The sequence below is a fragment of the Rhizobium terricola genome, from assembly GCF_012927355.1.
GTDB classification, from domain to species: Bacteria; Pseudomonadota; Alphaproteobacteria; order Rhizobiales; family Rhizobiaceae; genus Allorhizobium; species Allorhizobium terricola.
Window position 1 is genome coordinate 411,485 of sequence record NZ_JABBGK010000001.1, and the last position, 14,393, is coordinate 425,877.

Here is a 14,393-nt window from a genome sequence, read left to right on the forward strand (position 1 = left end):
AGACCTCAAACCCGGAACGGGTTCTCCGCAATGATATCGCCGGTGATGTCCGAGATGCTGCGCTTGCCGCAAAGCGCCATGGTGGTGTCCATCTCCCTGGCGATGATCTCCAGCGCCTTCGTCACGCCCGGCTTGCCCATGGCGCCGAGGCCGTAGAGGAAGGGGCGGCCGATATAGGTGCCCCTGGCGCCGAGCGCCACGGCTTTCAGCACGTCCTGGCCCGAGCGGATGCCGCCGTCGAGATGGACTTCGATCTTGTCGCCGACGGCATCGACGATCCTCGGCAGCATGGCGATCGAGGAATGGGCGCCGTCGAGCTGGCGGCCGCCGTGGTTGGAAACGACGATCGCGTCCGCGCCGGTCGCGGCCGCCATCTTCGCATCCTCGGTGTCGAGAATGCCCTTGATGATCAGCTTGCCGCCCCAACGCTCCTTGATCCACTCGACGTCCTTCCACGACAGCTGCGGATCGAACTGCTCGACCGTCCAGGCATTGAGCGAGGCGAGGTCGGTGACGCTCTTTGCGTGGCCGTGAATGTTGCGGAAGGTCCGGCGGTTGGTCTGGAGCATGTTCCAGCACCAGCGCGGCCGGGTCGCCATCTGGTAGAGGTGTTTTGGCGTCAGCTTCGGCGGCGCGGACAGGCCGTTGCGTAGGTCCTTGTGGCGCTGGCCGAGGATCTGCAGGTCGGCGGTGAGCACCAGGGCCGAGCATTTCGCCGCCTTGGCGCGCTCGATCAGGTTCAATACGAAATCGCGATCGCGCATGACATAGAGCTGAAACCAGAAGGGCTTGCGGGTGACGGAGGCCACGTCCTCGATCGAGCATATGCTCATGGTGGAGAGCGTGAAGGGGACGCCGAACTCTTCCGCGGCTTTTGCCGCCAGCATCTCGCCGTCGGCGTGCTGCATGCCGGTGAGGCCTGTCGGTGCGAGCGCCACCGGCATCTTGACCTTCTCGCCGATCATCGTCGTTTCGAGCGAGCGGCCGCTCATGTCGACGAGCACGCGCTGGCGCAGCTTGATGCGGGCGTAATCGCTCTCGTTGGCGCGGTACGTGCTCTCGGTATAGGAGCCGCTATCGGCATAATCGAAGAACAGTTTCGGCACGCGGCGCTTCGCCAGCCGCTTCAGGTCGGCGATTTCAAGAATGGGGGACACGGTTAAAGACCTCTTTGAAAATTAACGACAGAGCGTCATCAGAAATGCTCACCGGAACGGAAGGGGCCGACGCGCATGCCGGCGGCGACGAGATAGGCGGTGGACCAGCCGATCAGCACGAAGCCGTTGATCCCCTCGAGTGCGGCCAGCATGCGCCATTCCGGGTGCGGAATGACGTCGCCATAGCCGACGGTGGAAAAGGTGATGGTGGCGAAGTAGAGCGCGGTCGGGAAATCCTCGATGAAGCCGATGGCCCGATAGCAGATCGCCCACAGCCAGACCTCGGCGGTCAGCACGGCAAAGACGCCAATCACCACCGTGTTCATCGCCAGGATGCGGCTTCGGTGACCGTGCAGGCGGACATGCGAGGTGATCCAGCCCATCGTATGGGTCACGCCCATCAGTCCGAACGTGTGGATGACGACGGTCATCGAGATCAGAAGGATGCCGAGAATAAGGTTCAGCAGGAGTTGCCACACAGTGTGTTCGGGTCCGGACCGTCTTTCGTCACCCCGTAGACTTCATGGCCCGCCCGGCGACATAGGTTTCAACGACCGACCGGTCGTCGCCTAAGGTTTGCAGCAGAAACAGTTCGTCTGCAAGGGATTTGACGGTTTCCATTCGCAGCCGCATGGCCGGGGTGGCGGCGGCGTTCAGCACGACGAAATCGGCGTCGGTGCCGGGCTCCAGCGTGCCGATCCGGTCTACGAGAGAAAGCGCCTCGGCGTTGCCGCGGGTCATCAGGTGGAAGCTCTCCAGCGGGTTCAGCCGCTCGCCGAGCAATTGCTGGATCTTGTAGGCCTCGTCCAAGGTCTTCAGCATGGAATAGCTAGAGCCGCCGCCGATGTCGGTGGCGACCGCGATCCGCAACGGTTTTTCCCGACGCTGATAGGACTTCATCGGGAAGAGGCCGGAACCGAGAAACAGGTTGGAGGTCGGGCAGTGCACGGCGACCGCGCCCGCTTCGCTCATGGCGTCGGCCTCGCGGTCCGACAGGTGGATCGCATGGCCGAACAGGCTCTTGGCTCCGAGCAGGCCATAGCGGGCGTAGATGTCGGTATAGTCCTTGGCTTCCGGATAGAGCGAGCAGGTGAAGTCGATCTCGTCGCGGTTCTCCGACAGGTGCGTCTGAATGTGCAGGTCGGGGAATTCCTCCGCCAGTGCCTGCGTCATCGCCATCTGTTCCGGCGTCGAGGTGATGGCAAAGCGGGGTGTGATGGCGACGTGGTTGCGGCCCTTTCCGTGCCAGTCGGCGATGACCTGGCGGGTTTCGTCGTAACCCGTCTCAGGCGTGTCCAGCAGGCCTTGCGGGGCATTGCGGTCCATCATCACCTTGCCGCCGATCATCAGGCTGCCGCGGCGCAAGCTCTCGGCGAAGAAGGCGTCGGCGGACGTCTTGTGCACAGAGCAATAGGCGACCGCGGTCGTCGTGCCGTTGCGGAAGAACTCGTCGAAGAAATGGCCGGCGATGCGCTCCGCATGGGCGCTCTCGACGAAGCGGCATTCCTCGGGGAAGGTGTAGGTGTTCAGCCATTCGAGCAGGTTGGCCGCATAGGAGCCGATCACCTGCATCTGGGGGAAATGCACGTGCGTGTCGATCAGGCCTGGCAGGATCAGGTGCGGGCGATGGTCGATCTCGACCGTGCCCTGCGGCGCGGCGGCGCTCACGTCGTCATGCGTGCCCATCGCCGCGATGCGACCGTCGGCGACGAGCAGGGCGCCGTCGGCGAGATAGGTATAGCTTCCCGTGTCGTCGATCGCCTCCGGCGCACGAAGGAAGGAGAGCAGCCGGCCGCGGATGAGGGTCGCGGTCATTGGGACGCCTTACCGGATACCGCGCTTTCGAACCAGGCGACCAGCATGGCGCGCTCCTCCGGCCCGACCTCGGTCACGTTGCCGGGGGGCATGGCATGGCTGCGGCCCGCCTGGATGTAGATCTCGCGGGCGTGCGCAGCGATCTCGGCATCGGTTTCGAGCCGGACATTCTTCGGCGGGCGGACGATGCCCTCCCAGACGGGTTCCGCCGCATGGCACATCGAGCAGCGCGACATGACGATGTCGCGGGCCGCCTCGAAATGGGCATTCTCGACGAAGCGGAGGTTGGCGGGCGCCACGGAAACCTCGTCCTCGACCGGCGCCTTCTGGACCGTCGAGAGCCACATGATGACGATGAAGATGACCGTCGTCGCGATCCAGGTCCAGAGCGGGCGGCCCTTGCGGGCATGGGTGGTGTTGAACCAGTGGCGGATGGTGACGCCCATCAGGAAGACGAGCGCCGCGATCACCCAGTTATAGGCGGTGGCAAAAGCCAGCGGATAGTGGTTCGACAGCATGAAGAAGATGACGGGCAGCGTCAGGTAGTTGTTGTGCAGCGAGCGCTGCTTGGCAATGACACCGTATTTCGGGTCGGGCGTGCGGCCGGCAATCAGGTCGGCGACGACGATCTTCTGGTTCGGGATGATGATCAGGAAGACGTTTGCCGACATGATCGTGGCGGTGAAGGCACCGAGATGCAGGAAGGCGGCGCGGCCGGTGAAGACCTGCGTATAGCCCCAGGCCATGGCGATCAGCGCCAGATAGAGCACGCCCATCAGCGCCCAGATGTTCTTGCCGAGCGGCGATTTGCACAGCTGGTCGTAGATCAGCCAGCCGAGTGCCAGCGAGGCGAGCGAAAGGCCGATGGCCTGCCACTGGGTGAGGTCCAGAACCTGGCGGTCGATCAGGAAGAGGTCGGCGCCGCCGTAATAGACCACGCAGAGCATGGCGAAACCGGAGAGCCACGTGGCGTAGCTTTCCCACTTGAACCAGGTCAGATGCTCCGGCATCTGGGCCGGCGCCACGAGATATTTCTGGATGTGGTAGAAGCCGCCGCCATGCACCTGCCACTCCTCGCCATAGGCGCCGACCGGCAGATGGTCGCGCTTCACCAGACCGAGGTCGAGCGCGATGAAATAGAACGACGAGCCGATCCAGGCGATGGCGGTCACCACATGCAGCCAGCGAACCGCAAAGGAGAGCCATTCCCAGGCAATGGCGTATTCGTACATCAGAAAAATCCCTTTCTTCCCCCCGGCCTGCCAGTCTTAAAAATAATCTTCGTCAAGGGAAGCCCCGGACGGCGGATGATCGGCCAATCCAGAGAAATTCTCGATGTTTCCGCCAGCCATGGCGCTACTGCGCCTGAAGCCCTTGAGCGAGCCGTTCCGGTGCCAGCGTAGCTTCGAGCCATTCCCGGAACTTGCGCACCTTCGGCAGGGTCCTACGGCTCTCGGGATAGACGAGCCAGTAGCTGTTCTCGTCGAGCCAGCTCAGGGCAAAGGGCTGGATCAGGCGGCCGGTTGCCAGTTCCTCCTGCAGATAGAAGGGGCTGAGCATCGCGACGCCATGGCCGGCAAGGGCAGCGCCAGCTTCGAGGTCGAGCGCGCCGAGCGCGTTCAGCCGGCGGGCACCGGTCGGGGCAACGCCGACGCCGGCGGCCTCGAACCAGAGTTTCCACCGACCGTCGTCATCGCTGATCCAGGCCAGTTTCAGAAGGTCGGCGGGTTCCTTCACCCCGCCGATACTCTCGGCCAGTTTCGGGCTCAGCATCGGCGTGTAGGTGAGCCTGACCAGCGGATGGGCCGCCAGTCCGGGCCAGGGGCCGATGCCGATCCGGATCGCGACGTCCGCCGGCTCGCGGCTGAAATCCGTCAGCTTGCTGCCGCGCAGGAGCCGGACGGCGATCTGGGGATGGGCAAGCTGGAAAGTGCCGAGCGTGCGGGCGAGCCAGTGCGAGGCGAAGGTCGGGACCGAGTGGATCTCGAGCACCTCGTCGGCACTTCGGACAGCCTGGGCCATGGTATCGCGCAGCAGCGCGAAACCCTCCGTGACCTTCGGCAGCATGCGCTCGCCGACTTCCGTGAGGGCGATCTGGCGAGCCTGGCGGGTGAAAAGCAGTTCGCCGATCATCTCCTCGAGCAGCTTGATCTGGTAGCTCACGGCGGTCTGAGTCATGCCCAGTTCCTCTCCGGCACGGGTGAAGCTGCCGAGACGGCCGACCGCCTCGAAGACGCGCAGCGCATTGAGAGGAAACTGTTTCGACAGCTTCAAGGATAAGCCCTCTTTATCGATCGCCAGCGTAATTGAATTGGATTCGGCCGGCAACCGTAGGCATTGTTATCTCATCAACGATCAAGTCGAATTGGGCAGTGGAGACGCAACATGGTGTCCGCGATCAGATATCTGTGGCCTGCACCAGGCCTTTCCCTGCGGGGCATCAACCGGTTCCTCGTCCGGCTGCTGGGCCGCGACGACATGTGGTCGGAAACGCTTCCTGATGGTGTGAAGGAGGATCTGGGTCTCGTCGACGGTCGCCCTTCGCTAAACCGAAACGACGCCTACTGGTCCGCGGCAAGGCGCCACGGCGACTGGATGCGCTCCGGTCCGCTGTAAGGAAAGTCAAATAAAGACAGTCGGTTGACGTGTGATTCTGACGCTTTGATTCCGGCGCTTCACACGGAGATTCAATTTGGGCCACATGCACGTGCCCGGCGCGTGCGGCTGGGCGCCCGGCGGTCAGCCTTGCGGCTTGGCCCGAAAGGCAGCCTTGGCGGATTCGACGCGCTGGCCGGTCAGCCGCGTTGCCGCGGCTTCCGAATAGCGGCTTTTGCGCAGGCTTTGCCTCGACGGCCTCGGCCTGCGGCTGCCGTCGGGTGAATTCGTCCCTGCAGGAGACCTTAACAGGCCAGTATCGATTTTGAGGACTGCCCGCTGGTCGCGTTTCTCATGCCTCGCCGCTCCTCGCGAGTTCAGAATTGAGAACGTTGACGCAGATCTCCGCCGCGGCCATCGCGGCGATCACCGGCGGGCGCTTGTCGCGCAGGGTGCTGCCGCCGATCGGCAGGGTGAGCCGGTCGAGCAGGCTTGCGTCTTCGCCCTCGCGCTTCAGCCAGCTTGCGAAGGTGGCGCGCTTGGTGGCGGAACCGATCATGCCGACATAGGCGAGATCGGGGCGGGCGAGGGCCGCGCGGGTGATGAGGAAATCGAGCGCATGGTCGTGAGTGAGGACGACGGCGGCTCCGCCCGGCCGGATCGCCGCAATTTCGGCTTCGGGCATGGCGACGCGGCGGAATTTCACGCCGTCGGGCAGCGCAGCGTCGAGCGCCTCGCGGGTCTCGACGACGGTGACGCTGACCGGCAAAGGATGAAGGGCGGAGGCGAGCGCCAGACCGACATGGCCGGCGCCGAAGACGAAGACGTCGGGATAGGCGCATTCCATGGCCGTCTGCCGGTCGATCAGGGCCTGACGGGCGGCCGGATCGAGGCGGTTGAAGGCAAGCCCGGTGCGGCCGCCGCAGCATTGGCCGATCTCCGGCCCGAGCGGCACGTCGAGGAAGCCCCGCCGTTCGCCGGAGGCCAGCATGTGCCGCGCCTGGTCGATCGCCATGAATTCCAAATGGCCGCCGCCAATCGTGCCGAAAAGGGCGTTCGCCGCAACAAGCATGAAGGCCCCCGCCTCGCGCGGCGTCGAGCCTTTCGCCTCGGCGACCTCGACCAGCACGGCGTCGGGATGGGCGGCGAGGAAGTGGGGAAGGGAGGGGGGCGTCATCGGAAGCTGCCCCTCATCCGCCTGCCGGCACCTTCTCCCCGTCCCGACGGGGAGAAGGGACGATCCGGACGCCTCGGCACTTCGCAGCCGATGTCGCGAACCTGTTCATGAGCCCTTTTGGCCCAGCGAGACACCGCCAAACGAGTCACCGACTTTACCGTTGGGTAGGCCCGGAAGCACGGCGTCTCAAAAAGGATTTCCGTGGCGGTCGGCCGGCGGCAATCGACCTTCTCCCCGTTTACGGGGAGAAGGTGCCGGCAGGCGGATGAGGGGCAATCTGCAGCGGCGGCCATGAACAACGGCGCTGCCGAATCCCGGAGGGGCAGCATGTCGTGATCCGCCGGGGACTCCATCACATCCCCTTCAACCGTTCGACCGCCATCAACACGCGTTCCGGTGTCGCCGGCGCGTCGAGGCGGGGGCAATGGCGGTAGTCGGCGACCGAGGCGACGGCCATGGACAGCGCTTCCAGGACCGAGATCGCCAGCATGAAAGGTGGTTCGCCGACGGCCTTGGACCGGCCGATGGTCGGCTCGGCGTTTTGCGACCACTCGGCGAGCTTCGTGTTGAAGATCTTCGGCCGGTCGGAGGCAAGCGGGATCTTGTAGGTCGACGGCGCGTGGGTCCTCAGCCGCCCCTTGGCGTCCCACCACAGTTCCTCGGTCGTCAGCCAGCCCATGCCCTGGACGAAGGCGCCCTCGATCTGGCCGATGTCGATCGCAGGATTGAGCGAGCGGCCGACGTCGTGGAGAATGTCGGTGCGCTCCATCAGGTATTCGCCGGTCAGCGTGTCGATCGAGACCTCGGAGCAGGCGGCGCCATAGGCGAAGTAATAGAACGGCGTGCCGCGGCCGGCGGCACGGTCCCAATGGATCTTCGGCGTCTTGTAGAAACCGGCGGCCGAGAGCTGGACGCGGGCGAAATAGGCCTTGCGGACGAAGTCGGGGAAGGGGATTTCTTCCGCGCCGACGCGCACCCGGTTGGGCAGGAAGACGACCTCGTCCGGCAATACCTTGAAGTGTTCGACCGCAAACGCGACGAGGCGCTCCTTGATCTGGCGGGCCGCATCAAAGGCCGCCATGCCGTTCAGGTCGGTGCCGGAGGAGGCGGCTGTCGCCGAGGTGTTCGGCACCTTGGCCGTCGTCGTTGCGGTGATCTTCACCCGCTCGACGTCGACCTGGAAGCTGTCGGCAATCACCTGGGCGACCTTGGTGTAGAGGCCCTGGCCCATCTCGGTGCCGCCGTGATTGAGGTGGATCGAGCCGTCCTGATAGACATGGACCAGCGCACCGGCTTGGTTGAAGGCGGTCATGGTGAAGGAGATGCCGAATTTCACCGGGGTCAGCGCGATGCCCTTGCGGATCACCGGGCTCGTCTTGTTGAATTCTATGATGGCGCGGCGGCGCGCCTGGTAGTCGCAGGAGGTTTCCAGTTCCTCGACGACGCGGGTGATGATGTTGTCCTCGATCGTCTGGTGATAGGGCGTGACATTGCGGCCGGAGCCGATATCGCCATAGAAATTCGCCTTGCGGATATCGAGCGGGTCCTTGCCCAGCTGGTAGGCGATCTCCTCGATGATGCGCTCGCCGCCGAGCATGCCCTGCGGGCCGCCGAAGCCGCGAAACGCGGTGTTGGAAACCGTATGCGTCTTCAAGGGCTGCGAGGTCAGCTTCACATGCGGGTAGAAGTAGCTCGAGTCGGCATGGAAGAGGGCGCGGTCGGTCACCGGTCCGGAAAGGTCGGCCGAATAGCCGCAGCGCGCGGCAAAATTCGCGGTCAGCGCGTGGATGCGGCCGTCACCGTCGTAGGCGACGTCGAAGTCCATGCGGAAGTCGTGGCGCTTGCCGGTCAGCGCCATGTCCTCGTCCCGGTCGGGGCGGAACTTGACGGCCCGGTTGAGCTTCTTGGCGGCAAGCGCGGCGAGCGCCGCAAACTGGTTGCCCTGGGTCTCCTTGCCGCCGAAGCCGCCGCCCATGCGCCGTACATTGACGGTGATCGCGTTGGACGAAATGTCGAGCACGTGGCCGACGATATGCTGGATCTCGGAGGGATGCTGGGTCGAGGACCAAACGGTCACCTCGTCGTCTTCGCCGGGGATGGCGAGCGCGATGTGGCTTTCCAGGTAGAAATGCTCCTGGCCGCCGATCTGCATCGTGCCCTTGAGGCGATGCTCGGCCTTGTCGAGTTCGGTCTCCGGCTCGCCGCGTTTGAGCACCATGCCGGGCGTGACGAGCGGGGCGTCGTTTTCGAGGGCGGCATCGACGTCGGTCCAGAAGGGCAGGTCGCGATATTCGATCTTCGCCATCCGGGCGGCGCGGCGGGCAGCGTCGCGGGTTTCGGCAATCACGGCAAAGACCGGCTGGCCGTTAAACTCCACCTTGTCCTTTGCGAGCAGCGGTTCGTCATGGCGACCGCCGGAGGAGACGTCGTTGACCCCCGGCACGTCGTCGGCCGTCAACACCGCAACGACGCCGGGATAGGTTTTCACGGCCGACAGGTCGACCGAAAGGATTTCCGCGTGCGCCCGGTCCGACATGCCGAGCGCGCCGTGGAGAAGGCCTGCGGGTTCAGGAATGTCGTCGATATATTCGGCACTTCCGGCGACATGCTTGTGTGCCGAATCATGCTTGAGCGGCTGGTGCATCGGGCCGCTGACATATTTGTAGGTCTCGTAGGTCGGCTTATGCATGGGAGAGGTCTCCGTGCGGGGCTACCCCCCTCTGCCCTGCCGGGCATCTCCCCCTCAAGGGGGGAGATCGATGCGCGGCCGGCGCCCCGACAATCACTTGATGTCGAGAATTCGTTTTGTGGTTTTCAGCGAACGGTCTGCGCTTCCTGATCACCAAAGCTGCGATATTCATGTCGAAGCTGGCACCGAGGGCGGCGGTCGATCTCCCCCCTTGAGGGGGAGATGTCGGCGTAGCCGACAGAGGGGGGTATCCCTGCATCATCACGCCTCCTCCGTCGCAAAGCGGTGCAGTTCCTGCGGGGTCCCGGTGGTTTCCAGGAAGAATCGGGTGAGCAGGTTCCTGGCGGTCAGGCTGCGATATTCCGCCGTGGCGCGCCAGTCGGTGAGGGGCTTGTAGGCCTCGTCGAATGCGCCGCGGGCGGTGGCGATGGTCGCCTCGGTCCAGGGCTTGCCGATGAGTGCCGCCTCGACGGCACGGGCGCGCTTCGGCGTGCCGGCCATGCCGCCGAAGGCGATGCGGATGCGGGCAACCGTGTTGTCGTCGCCGAGCGTCAGATGGAAGGCGCCGCAAAGCGCCGAGATGTCCTCGTCGCGGCGCTTGGAGATCTTGTAGACGGCAAAATGACTGCCGGGCTCCGGCCTTGGAATACGGATCGATTCGACGAATTCGCCGGCGCGGCGGTCCTGCTTGCCGTAATCGATGAAGAAATCCTCGAGCGCGATCTCCCGGCCGCCGGCGGTGGAGCGAAGGCGGATCGTCGCGTCCAGCGCGATCAGCGCCGGCGGCGTGTCGCCGATCGGCGAGCCGTTGGCGATGTTGCCGCCGATCGTGCCCATGTTGCGCACCTGCTGGCCGCCGATCCGCTCGATCAGCCGGCCGAAGGCGGGGATTTCAGAGCGCAGCGTGTCGAAGGCCCTGGAATAGCTCACCCCGGCGCCGAGCGTGATCGCCCGTTCGTCGGTGACGACATGCTGCAGATCCGTGAGGTGGTTGATGAAGACGACCGGATCGAGTTCGCGCATCTGTTTGGTGACCCACAGCCCGACATCGGTGGCGCCGGCGACGATCGTGGCGCCGGGTTCGCTCGCGAGGACGTCGGCAAGGGCGGTCAGCGAGGCCGGCACGACGAGGCGACGCCCGCCTTTCGAGACGGTGATCGTCTCGGTGGGCTGCAGGTTCCACAGCCTTGCCATGATGTTGGCGCGGTCGCGTTCGAGCGGATCGAAAAGTGCGCTCGGACGGGTGCGGGACACCTGTTCGGCCGCCTTGACGATCGGCTCGTAGCCGGTGCAGCGACAGAGATTGCCCTGAAGCGCCCGTTCGATCTCGGCGCGGGACGGATGGTCGTTGGAGAGCCACAGGCCGTAGAGCGACATCACGAAACCCGGCGTGCAGAAACCGCATTGCGAGCCGTGACAGTCGACCATGGCCTGCTGGACCGGATGAAGATTGCCGCCTTCACCGGCGAGGTGTTCGACCGTCACGACATGGGTGGCGTTGAGCGAGCCGAGGAAACGGATGCAGGCATTGACCGTCTCGTAGGTCAGGTGGCCGGCGTCGAGCCGCCCGACGAGCACGGTGCAGGCGCCGCAATCGCCTTCGGCGCAGCCTTCCTTGGTGCCGGTCAGCCGACGTTTCAGCCTGAGGAAATCCAGAAGCGTTTCCGTGGGATCCACGCTTTGGAGGGCGATGTCCTCGCCGTTCAGGACGAAACGGATGCAATCGGTCATGGATCGTCTTCTCTTAGGCCTGCGGGCCGGTTTTATTGAGCGGTCCAGCCGCCGTCGATCGAGATGTGCGTGCCGGTGATCTGCTTGGCCGCGTCGCTGGCGAGGAAGATCGCCACTGCAGCCACTTCCTCCACGGCGACGAATTCCTTGGTCGGCTGGAACTTCAGCATGACCTCGGATTTCACCTGCGCCTCGGTGATCCCGCGCGCCCTGGCGGTGTCGGGGATCTGCTTCTCGACGAGCGGTGTCAGCACATAACCCGGGCAGATCGCATTCACCGTCACGCCCGATTCGGCAAGTTCGAGCGCGACGCTCTTGGTCAGCCCCATGATGCCGTGCTTGGCCGCCACATAGGCGCTCTTGAAGGGGGAGGCGATCAGGCCGTGGGCCGAGGCGACGTTGATGATGCGACCCGCCTTCTTTTCCTTCATCGCGGGGACGGCATGGCGAATGGTATGGAAGGAACTGGACAGATTGATGGCGATGATCTGGTCCCACTTTTCCGGCGGGAAGTCCTCGACCGCCGAAACATGCTGGATACCGGCATTGTTGACGAGAACGTCGACCATGCCGAATTCGCGGGCGGCGGTCGTCATCAGGTCCTCGATCTCGTCCGGCTTCGACATGTCGGCGCCGTGATAGATCGCGCGGCTGCCGGTCACTTCCAGGCTCTGGCGGATCGCCTCGATCTCGCCGGCATCGCCGAAACCGTTGATCACGACATTGTCGCCATGGGCGGCAAACGCCCTGGCAATCGCCAGTCCGATGCCGCTGGTCGATCCGGTGACGACGACGGTTCTGTTCATCCTGAAATCTCTCCCGAAAGACGCCGGCGTTCTGTTGCGCCGCAATAGATCGTCGAAGGTTATGCGCAAACTGCGGATGCTGGCAATCCGGTTTTTGGCGAGCAGGGTGTTGCCATTTCGGCATTGTCGGACTCCGACGCCGCTTGCGTGGAGAATGCCGAACACTGCGTCATCGTTTCCGGTATTTGCCGCCGGTGCTTTGCATCGCTATCTGTTTGCAACGTTTCAGGGAGACAAGACAGATATGGAACTCGGGCTTTACACTTTTGCGGATGTCGATCCGAATGCTGCCGACAAGGGGGCCGAGGCGAAGCGCCGGCTCGACGACTTGCTCGAAGAAATCCAGCTGGCCGACGAGGTCGGGCTCGAAGTGTTCGGGCTCGGTGAACATCACCGGCCCGACTACATGGCGTCCTCGCCCGCGACCATTCTTGCCGCGGCGGCGGTGAAGACGAAGAACATCCGTCTGTCGAGCGCGGTGACGGTTCTCTCCTCCGACGATCCTGTCCGGGTCTTCCAGCAGTTCGCGACCGTCGACCTCCTGTCCAACGGCCGCGTCGAGATCATGGCCGGGCGCGGTTCCTTCATCGAGAGTTTTCCGCTGTTCGGCTACGACCTCGACGACTACGATCTACTGTTTGCGGAAAAGCTGCAGCTGCTCATGGAGATCCGCGAGAACGAGGTGGTGACCTGGGAAGGCGAGACGCGCAAGGCCATCGCCGGGCGCGGCGTCTATCCGCGACCGTTGCAGGATCCGCTGCCCTTGTGGATCGCGATCGGTGGCACGCCGCAGTCGGCGGCGCGTGCCGGCTATCTCGGCCTGCCGCTGGCGCTTGCCATCATCGGCGGCGAGCCGCACCGTTTCGCCCCGCTCTTCGATCTCTACCGCCAGAGCGGCGCCAAGGCGGGCGTCGACCCCAAGCTGCTGAAAACCTCGATCAACGTGCACGGCTTCATTGCCGACACGAACGAGAGCGCGGCCGACATCTTCTACGAGCCGCAGGCGACCGTGATGAACCGGATCGGCCGCGAGCGTGGCTGGGGACCGACCAATCGCGGCCATTTCGACGCGTCGCGCGGTCCGCGCGGAGCGCTCTTCGTCGGCGATCCGGAAACGGTCGCTGAGAAGATCGTCGCCAGCCACAAGATCTTCGGCAATGACCGTTTCCTGCTGCAGATGGCGATCGGGCCGATGCCACATCGCGACATCATGCGCGGCATCGAGCTCTACGGCACAAAAGTGGCGCCGCTGGTCAGAAAGGCGTTGACCCCGTCGGAAGCGGGGGCGTAAGCACCGCATCCGAAAAGACCAAACTGGAAGCGGGCGCAAGGCCCGGCGGGCGGCAGATGATTGTTTCGAGCGAAGATGACCTCAACGGGCTGAAGGAGATCGGCCGGCTTTGTGCGACGGCGGTCAAGGTCATGGGGGCGGCGCTCGAACCGGGGATTACCACGCGCGAGCTCGACCTGATCGGCCGCAAGGTGCTGGAAGACGCCGGCGCGCAATCGGCGCCGGAGTTCTGCTATCAGTTCCCCGGTGCCACCTGCATCAGCGTCAACGAGGAAGTGGCGCACGGCATTCCCGGCGACCGCAAAATCGCGGCCGGCGATCTCGTCAATATCGACGTCTCGGGCGTGAAGAACGGCCTGTTCGGCGATACGGGTGCCTCGTTCATCGTGCCCCCGGTCAAGCCGAAGATCGAGAAGCTCTGCCGCGACGGCAAGCGGGCGCTGTGGGTGGGTTTGAACCAGGTGCGCACCGGCCAGCCGATGGCCAATATCGGCAATGCGATCGGCACCTTTGCCAAGAAGAACCGCTACACGCTGATCCAGAATCTCGCGAGCCACGGCATCGGCCACTCGCTGCACGAGGAGCCGAAGGAGCTTTCCACCTGGCCGGATCCCGACGAGACGCGGATCATGGAGGAGGGGCTGGTTTTCACCATCGAACCCTTCCTCTCGCTCGGCGGCCTGTGGGCCGAGGACGGCGACGACCCGTGGACGCTCTACAGCGAGCCCAAGGCGCCGACCGTGCAGTTCGAACACACCATCGTCGTCACGAAGAACGGCCCGATCGTCCTGACGCTCATCGACTGAGGCTGCGAGACAGCGGCGCCCGATGGGGCGCCGGCCGGTCTCAGGCGGAGAAGGCCACCGTCACGCCGCGCTTCTTGAAATAGGACTGCATGATCTTGCGGCCCTGGCGGTTGGACTGGAAGAGCTTCGAAGGCTCGAACATCGCTTCCTTCACGCCTTCGCGGGCCATCGCCGCCTTGAGAGCCGCGATGTGGAGGTCGATCTCTTCGTTGTCGTTGTTGAGCGAGGCATAGACGTTGTCGATGGCCTGGCTCAGGGTGAGGTCGCTCATGAGGTACTCCTTCAAATCGTTTGCCCTCCACTAGCGATTTTTGCGGCCGGGGCAA

The 14,393-nt window shown here is 64.3% G+C and carries 13 protein-coding genes; 3 read left to right on the top strand and 10 right to left on the bottom strand.

Annotated features, from left to right (window positions below; genetic code table 11):
- Positions 1-5: 5 nt before the first annotated feature.
- The 5 genes from HHL25_RS01875 to HHL25_RS01895 form a co-directional block, all read right to left on the bottom strand.
- Positions 6-1,157 (bottom strand): alpha-hydroxy acid oxidase, encoded by a 1,152-nt coding sequence (locus HHL25_RS01875; RefSeq protein WP_169586710.1) that lies wholly within the window; start codon positions 1,155-1,157, stop codon positions 6-8.
- A gap of 38 nt (positions 1,158-1,195) precedes the next feature.
- Complete coding sequence (locus HHL25_RS01880; RefSeq protein WP_315853007.1) at positions 1,196-1,636, bottom strand: potassium channel family protein; 441 nt, start codon at positions 1,634-1,636, stop codon at positions 1,196-1,198.
- 28 nt (positions 1,637-1,664) lie between these two features.
- Entirely contained in the window at positions 1,665-2,972 is a 1,308-nt protein-coding gene (guaD, locus tag HHL25_RS01885; RefSeq protein ID WP_169586712.1) for a guanine deaminase, read from the bottom strand.
- The gene (gene puuD, locus HHL25_RS01890) at positions 2,969-4,204 is read right to left on the bottom strand and encodes a urate hydroxylase PuuD (RefSeq protein ID WP_169586714.1); all 1,236 of its coding nucleotides are present in this window, start codon (positions 4,202-4,204) and stop codon (positions 2,969-2,971) included. Before puuD ends, guaD begins: the two co-directional genes overlap by 4 nt.
- A 124-nt stretch (positions 4,205-4,328) precedes the next feature.
- Positions 4,329-5,246, bottom strand: coding sequence for a LysR substrate-binding domain-containing protein (locus tag HHL25_RS01895; protein WP_169586716.1), 918 nt, complete (start codon positions 5,244-5,246; stop codon positions 4,329-4,331).
- Positions 5,247-5,357: 111 nt separating this feature from the next.
- Here HHL25_RS01895 and HHL25_RS01900 point away from each other — a divergent pair, with 111 nt between their 5' ends.
- A complete protein-coding gene (locus HHL25_RS01900; RefSeq protein ID WP_169586719.1) occupies positions 5,358-5,588 on the top strand; it encodes a hypothetical protein in 231 nt (76 codons plus the stop codon).
- 331 nt (positions 5,589-5,919) lie between these two features.
- Here the strand turns inward: HHL25_RS01900 and xdhC are convergent, their stop codons facing one another.
- The 4 genes from xdhC to HHL25_RS01920 all read right to left on the bottom strand — a co-directional run bounded on the left by xdhC (position 5,920) and on the right by HHL25_RS01920 (position 11,970).
- Positions 5,920-6,744 carry a xanthine dehydrogenase accessory protein XdhC gene (gene xdhC, locus HHL25_RS01905; RefSeq protein ID WP_169586720.1) on the bottom strand — a complete coding sequence of 275 codons (825 nt, stop codon included), beginning with the start codon at positions 6,742-6,744 and terminating at the stop codon, positions 5,920-5,922.
- Between the two features lie 352 nt (positions 6,745-7,096).
- Complete coding sequence (gene xdhB / locus HHL25_RS01910; RefSeq protein WP_169586722.1) at positions 7,097-9,433, bottom strand: xanthine dehydrogenase molybdopterin binding subunit; 2,337 nt, start codon at positions 9,431-9,433, stop codon at positions 7,097-7,099.
- Positions 9,434-9,694: 261 nt separating this feature from the next.
- Entirely contained in the window at positions 9,695-11,164 is a 1,470-nt protein-coding gene (gene xdhA / locus HHL25_RS01915; protein WP_169586724.1) for a xanthine dehydrogenase small subunit, read from the bottom strand.
- A 32-nt stretch (positions 11,165-11,196) separates the two neighbouring features.
- Positions 11,197-11,970: a 3-hydroxybutyrate dehydrogenase gene (locus HHL25_RS01920; protein WP_169586726.1), complete on the bottom strand. Its 774-nt coding sequence runs from the start codon at positions 11,968-11,970 to the stop codon at positions 11,197-11,199.
- A 244-nt stretch (positions 11,971-12,214) separates the two neighbouring features.
- On the opposite strand from HHL25_RS01920, the gene HHL25_RS01925 reads away from it, so the two are divergent.
- Both HHL25_RS01925 and map read left to right on the top strand, forming a co-directional pair.
- Positions 12,215-13,261, top strand: coding sequence for an LLM class flavin-dependent oxidoreductase (locus HHL25_RS01925; protein WP_169586728.1), 1,047 nt, complete (start codon positions 12,215-12,217; stop codon positions 13,259-13,261).
- 56 nt (positions 13,262-13,317) lie between these two features.
- On the top strand, positions 13,318-14,067 hold the full coding sequence (gene map, locus HHL25_RS01930) for a type I methionyl aminopeptidase (protein ID WP_169586729.1): 750 nt from the start codon (positions 13,318-13,320) through the stop codon (positions 14,065-14,067).
- A 40-nt stretch (positions 14,068-14,107) separates the two neighbouring features.
- On the opposite strand, the gene HHL25_RS01935 is transcribed toward map, so the two are convergent.
- The gene (locus HHL25_RS01935) at positions 14,108-14,338 is read right to left on the bottom strand and encodes a hypothetical protein (RefSeq protein ID WP_169586731.1); all 231 of its coding nucleotides are present in this window, start codon (positions 14,336-14,338) and stop codon (positions 14,108-14,110) included.
- Positions 14,339-14,393 lie beyond the last annotated feature (55 nt).

Excerpts from the sequence above, each read along its gene's own strand:
- guaD (WP_169586712.1), bottom strand. The coding sequence starts at position 2,972 with ATGACCGCGACCCTCATCCGCGGCCGGCTGCTCTCCTTCCTTCGTGCG.
- puuD (WP_169586714.1), bottom strand. The coding sequence starts at position 4,204 with ATGTACGAATACGCCATTGCCTGGGAATGGCTCTCCTTTGCGGTTCGC.
- HHL25_RS01900 (WP_169586719.1), top strand. The coding sequence starts at position 5,358 with ATGGTGTCCGCGATCAGATATCTGTGGCCTGCACCAGGCCTTTCCCTG.
- xdhC (WP_169586720.1), bottom strand. The coding sequence starts at position 6,744 with ATGACGCCCCCCTCCCTTCCCCACTTCCTCGCCGCCCATCCCGACGCC.
- xdhB (WP_169586722.1), bottom strand. The coding sequence starts at position 9,433 with ATGCATAAGCCGACCTACGAGACCTACAAATATGTCAGCGGCCCGATG.
- xdhA (WP_169586724.1), bottom strand. The coding sequence starts at position 11,164 with ATGACCGATTGCATCCGTTTCGTCCTGAACGGCGAGGACATCGCCCTC.
- HHL25_RS01920 (WP_169586726.1), bottom strand. The coding sequence starts at position 11,970 with ATGAACAGAACCGTCGTCGTCACCGGATCGACCAGCGGCATCGGACTG.
- HHL25_RS01925 (WP_169586728.1), top strand. The coding sequence starts at position 12,215 with ATGGAACTCGGGCTTTACACTTTTGCGGATGTCGATCCGAATGCTGCC.
- map (WP_169586729.1), top strand. The coding sequence starts at position 13,318 with ATGATTGTTTCGAGCGAAGATGACCTCAACGGGCTGAAGGAGATCGGC.
- HHL25_RS01935 (WP_169586731.1), bottom strand. The coding sequence starts at position 14,338 with ATGAGCGACCTCACCCTGAGCCAGGCCATCGACAACGTCTATGCCTCG.